The 3,875-nt window shown below is 31.3% G+C and carries 7 protein-coding genes and 1 pseudogene; 4 read left to right on the plus strand and 4 right to left on the minus strand.

Annotated features, from left to right (window positions below; all coding sequences use genetic code 11):
* The 4 genes and pseudogenes from BXU11_RS18285 to BXU11_RS18295 form a co-directional block, all read right to left on the minus strand.
* Positions 1–335 (minus strand): annotated as a pseudogene (locus tag BXU11_RS18285) (DUF3427 domain-containing protein); the annotation flags it as partial.
* Positions 326–859 carry a DEAD/DEAH box helicase gene (locus tag BXU11_RS18290; protein ID WP_223253792.1) on the minus strand — a complete coding sequence of 178 codons (534 nt, stop codon included), beginning with the start codon at positions 857–859 and terminating at the stop codon, positions 326–328. The gene BXU11_RS18290 and the pseudogene BXU11_RS18285, both read right to left, overlap by 10 nt.
* Before the next feature lie 17 nt (positions 860–876).
* Positions 877–1,014 (minus strand): DEAD/DEAH box helicase family protein, encoded by a 138-nt coding sequence (locus BXU11_RS18520; protein WP_255373976.1) that lies wholly within the window; start codon positions 1,012–1,014, stop codon positions 877–879.
* A 25-nt stretch (positions 1,015–1,039) separates the two neighbouring features.
* The gene (locus BXU11_RS18295; RefSeq protein ID WP_255373977.1) at positions 1,040–1,672 is read right to left on the minus strand and encodes a DEAD/DEAH box helicase family protein; all 633 of its coding nucleotides are present in this window, start codon (positions 1,670–1,672) and stop codon (positions 1,040–1,042) included.
* 421 nt (positions 1,673–2,093) lie between these two features.
* Here BXU11_RS18295 and BXU11_RS18300 point away from each other — a divergent pair, with 421 nt between their 5' ends.
* The 4 genes from BXU11_RS18300 to BXU11_RS18310 are packed head-to-tail and all read left to right on the plus strand — an operon-like array spanning position 2,094 to position 3,839.
* Complete coding sequence (locus tag BXU11_RS18300) at positions 2,094–2,828, plus strand: DEAD/DEAH box helicase family protein (protein ID WP_255373978.1); 735 nt, start codon at positions 2,094–2,096, stop codon at positions 2,826–2,828.
* Entirely contained in the window at positions 2,813–3,007 is a 195-nt protein-coding gene (locus tag BXU11_RS18525; protein WP_255373979.1) for a DEAD/DEAH box helicase family protein, read from the plus strand. Before BXU11_RS18300 ends, BXU11_RS18525 begins: the two co-directional genes overlap by 16 nt.
* Before the next feature lie 17 nt (positions 3,008–3,024).
* A complete protein-coding gene (locus BXU11_RS18305; RefSeq protein ID WP_223253793.1) occupies positions 3,025–3,354 on the plus strand; it encodes a hypothetical protein in 330 nt (109 codons plus the stop codon).
* Positions 3,297–3,839 carry a helicase-related protein gene (locus BXU11_RS18310; protein ID WP_223253794.1) on the plus strand — a complete coding sequence of 181 codons (543 nt, stop codon included), beginning with the start codon at positions 3,297–3,299 and terminating at the stop codon, positions 3,837–3,839. The genes BXU11_RS18305 and BXU11_RS18310 overlap by 58 nt, the downstream gene beginning before the upstream one ends.
* The last annotated feature ends 36 nt before the right edge of the window (positions 3,840–3,875 follow it).

Genomic DNA, 3,875 nt, shown 5'->3' on the forward strand with positions numbered 1-3,875 from the left:
GTTTCGATTGACAAATGATTTAAACTAATGAAATTTTCTAATGTTAATGGCAAGGTGGTTTGATGTTTGAAATTTCTAATCTTTGCTATCAACTGATTTACATTTAAAGATGTTGCTCTTTTGATATTTTCTAAAATAGTTTCTTTTGCTTTCTTTTCTAAAATAACTGAACATCCTAAAGGTAAATGAGGGAAATCATCTTCTATTTCCTTCTGAACAGATGTCGTTGTTTTGCCGATTAGAGCTCTAAATTTACTTTCAAAATCATATTCAGGTCTTGAGTTACCTACGAAATCTAAAACAGTCAAACAATCTTTTCCTTCTGCTAAACGCAAACCACGTCTAATTGTTGAAGAAAAACAGTTAAACTTTCTGTTGGCCTTAAAAACAAAACAGTATCAATTTCTGGAATATCAACACCTTCATTGAAAATATCAACTACAAATAAGTAATTGAATTCTTTTTTCTTGAATTGTGCTCTAATTCTTTCTCTTTCATTTGAATTTTTACTCGTTAAACATTCAGCTTTTATTCCCGCTAAATTGAACTTTTCTGTCATAAAAAGAGCATGCTCTTGAGTAACACAAAATCCAATAGCTCTGACATCATTTAGGTCGTTTGTGTATTTTTCAAGATTTGAAATTATTTGTCCAACTCTCACATCGTTTTTTGTGTATAAGCTTGTCAACTCACTGGCAACATACTTTCCTTTTTCCCATTTCACGTTTGTTAAGTCAATACTATCTGTTATTCCAAAATATTGAAATGGACATAATAATTTTTTGTTTAGTGCTTCTGGTAGCCTAGTTTCAGCAGCAATACGATTGCAAAAATCTTCCAAAATATCTTCACCGTCCATTCTTTCAGGAGTAGCTGTTAGTCCAGCAGCACTTTCGGCTTGAAGTAATTAATTATAGGGCGATAGGTTGCGGCTGAAATATGATGTACTTCATCAACTATGATAAAATCATAATAATCAGGTGAAAGTTTGATGTCTTTAAGTCTATTATTCAACGTTTGAACCGAAGCAAAAACATATTCATTTGAATAGGGTTCTAATCGTCAACCATAAATCACCGAAATTGTTATCTTTTAAAACGCCTTGAAAAGTAGCTTTTGCTTGCTGCAAAATTTCTTTTCTATGTGCGACAAAAAGTAATTTTGAAGATTCATTATTATTTCTGAAATTTTTATAATCGAAAGCAGAAATAACTGTTTTTCCTGTCCCTGTTGCAGCCACTAAAAGATTTCTGTATCTATTGTGTACTGACCTTTCCACTTCTAATTTTTCAAGTATTTCACTTTGATAGGGGAAAGGTTTAATATCAAAATAAGAAGTTGTAAAAGTATATTCTTTTGAAAATTTCCCTTGTTTTAAAGCTTCAACTAATTTTACGGAATGAATATTTTTATCATATAATTCAAATTCAGCATTTTGCCAATAGGCTTCGAATGTTTTCTTGAACTTGTCAATGATATGACCAACTTCTTTGGTAGTCACTTTTAAATTCCATTCTAATCCATCAGTTAATGCCGAACGAGAAAAGTTGGATGATCCAATGTAGCCTGTATGGAAACCCGTTTTTCTTTGAAACAAATACGCTTTCGCATGTAATCTTTCATTACCAGTGTTATAGGATACTTTGACTTCTGTATTTTTTAATGATGACAAAAACTCCACTGCTTTTGCGTCGTTGCTCCAATGTAAGTAGTTGTGATTACTCTCAATTTGCCACCTCTTTCAGTAAATTCTTTTAGTTCTCTTTCAAGAATTCTAATGCCTTTCCATTTTATGAATGAAACTAGTAAATCAATTTCATCGATGATAAAATTTCTTTTCTTAATTCACTTTCTAAAGTTGTGCCTGAATTGCCACCTGTAAATAGTTCACTATGAATTAATCTTGTGAAAGTGTATTTCTAAGTGGATAGATTTAACTGATTAAGATTCTACATCTAAAGAAATTACAGCTTCACAAGATTAATTCATAGTGAACTATTTACAGGTGGCAATTCAGGCACAACTTTAGAAAGTGAATTAAGAAAAGAAATTTTATCATCGGATGAAATTGATTTACTAGTTTCATTCATAAAATGGAAAGCATTAGAATTCTTGAAAGAGAACTAAAAGAATTTACTGAAAGAGGTGGCAAATTGAGAGTAATCACAACTACTTACATTGGAGCAACGGACGCAAAAGCAGTGGAGTTTTTGTCATCATTAAAAAATACAGAAGTCAAAGTATCCTATAACACTGGTAATGAAAGATTACATGCGAAAGCGTATTTGTTTCAAAGAAAAACGGGTTTCCATACAGGCTACATTGGATCATCCAACTTTTCTCGTTCGGCATTAACTGATGGATTAGAATGGAATTTAAAAGTGACTACCAAAGAAGTTGGTCATATCATTGACAAGTTCAAGAAAACATTCGAAGCCTATTGGCAAAATGCTGAATTTGAATTATATGATAAAAATATTCATTCCGTAAAATTAGTTGAAGCTTTAAAACAAGGGAAATTTTCAAAAGAATATACTTTTACAACTTCTTATTTTGATATTAAACCTTTCCCCTATCAAAGTGAAATACTTGAAAAATTAGAAGTGGAAAGGTCAGTACACAATAGATACAGAAATCTTTTAGTGGCTGCAACAGGGACAGGAAAAACAGTTATTTCTGCTTTCGATTATAAAAATTTCAGAAATAATAATGAATCTTCAAAATTACTTTTTGTCGCACATAGAAAAGAAATTTTGCAGCAAGCAAAAGCTACTTTTCAAGGCGTTTTAAAAGATAACAATTTCGGTGATTTATGGTTGACGGATTAGAACCCTATTCAAATGAATATGTTTTTGCTTCGGTTCAAACGTTGAATAATAGACTTAAAGACATCAAACTTTCACCTGATTATTATGATTTTATCATAGTTGATGAAGTACATCATATTTCAGCCGCAACCTATCGCCCTATAATTAATTACTTCAAGCCGAAAGTGCTGCTGGACTAACAGCTACTCCTGAAAGAATGGACGGTGAAGATATTTTGGAAGATTTTTGCAATCGTATTGCTGCTGAAACTAGGCTACCAGAAGCACTAAACAAAAAATTATTATGTCCATTTCAATATTTTGGAATAACAGATAGTATTGACTTAACAAACGTGAAATGGGAAAAAGGAAAGTATGTTGCCAGTGAGTTGACAAGCTTATACACAAAAAACGATGTGAGAGTTGGACAAATAATTTCAAATCTTGAAAAATACACAAACGACCTAAATGATGTCAGAGCTATTGGATTTTGTGTTACTCAAGAGCATGCTCTTTTTATGACAGAAAAGTTCAATTTAGCGGAATAAAAGCTGAATGTTTAACGAGTAAAAATTCAAATGAAAGAGAAAGAATTAGAGCACAATTCAAGAAAAAAGAATTCAATTACTTATTTGTAGTTGATATTTTCAATGAAGGTGTTGATATTCCAGAAATTGATACTGTTTTGTTTTTAAGGCCAACAGAAAGTTTAACTGTTTTTCTTCAACAATTAGGACGTGGTTTGCGTTTAGCAGAAGGAAAAGATTGTTTGACTGTTTTAGATTTCGTAGGTAACTCAAGACCTGAATATGATTTTGAAAGTAAATTTAGAGCTCTAATCGGCAAAACAACGACATCTGTTCAGAAGGAAATAGAAGATGATTTCCCTCATTTACCTTTAGGATGTTCAGTTATTTTAGAAAAGAAAGCAAAAGAAACTATTTTAGAAAATATCAAAAGAGCAACATCTTTAAATGTAAATCAGTTGATAGCAAAGATTAGAAATTTCAAACATCAAACCACCTTGCATTAACATTAGAAAATTTCATTAGTTTAAATCATTTGTCAA

The sequence above is a fragment of the Flavobacterium sp. LM5 genome (genome assembly GCF_002017945.1).
In the GTDB taxonomy this organism is placed as follows: domain Bacteria; phylum Bacteroidota; class Bacteroidia; order Flavobacteriales; family Flavobacteriaceae; genus Flavobacterium; species Flavobacterium succinicans.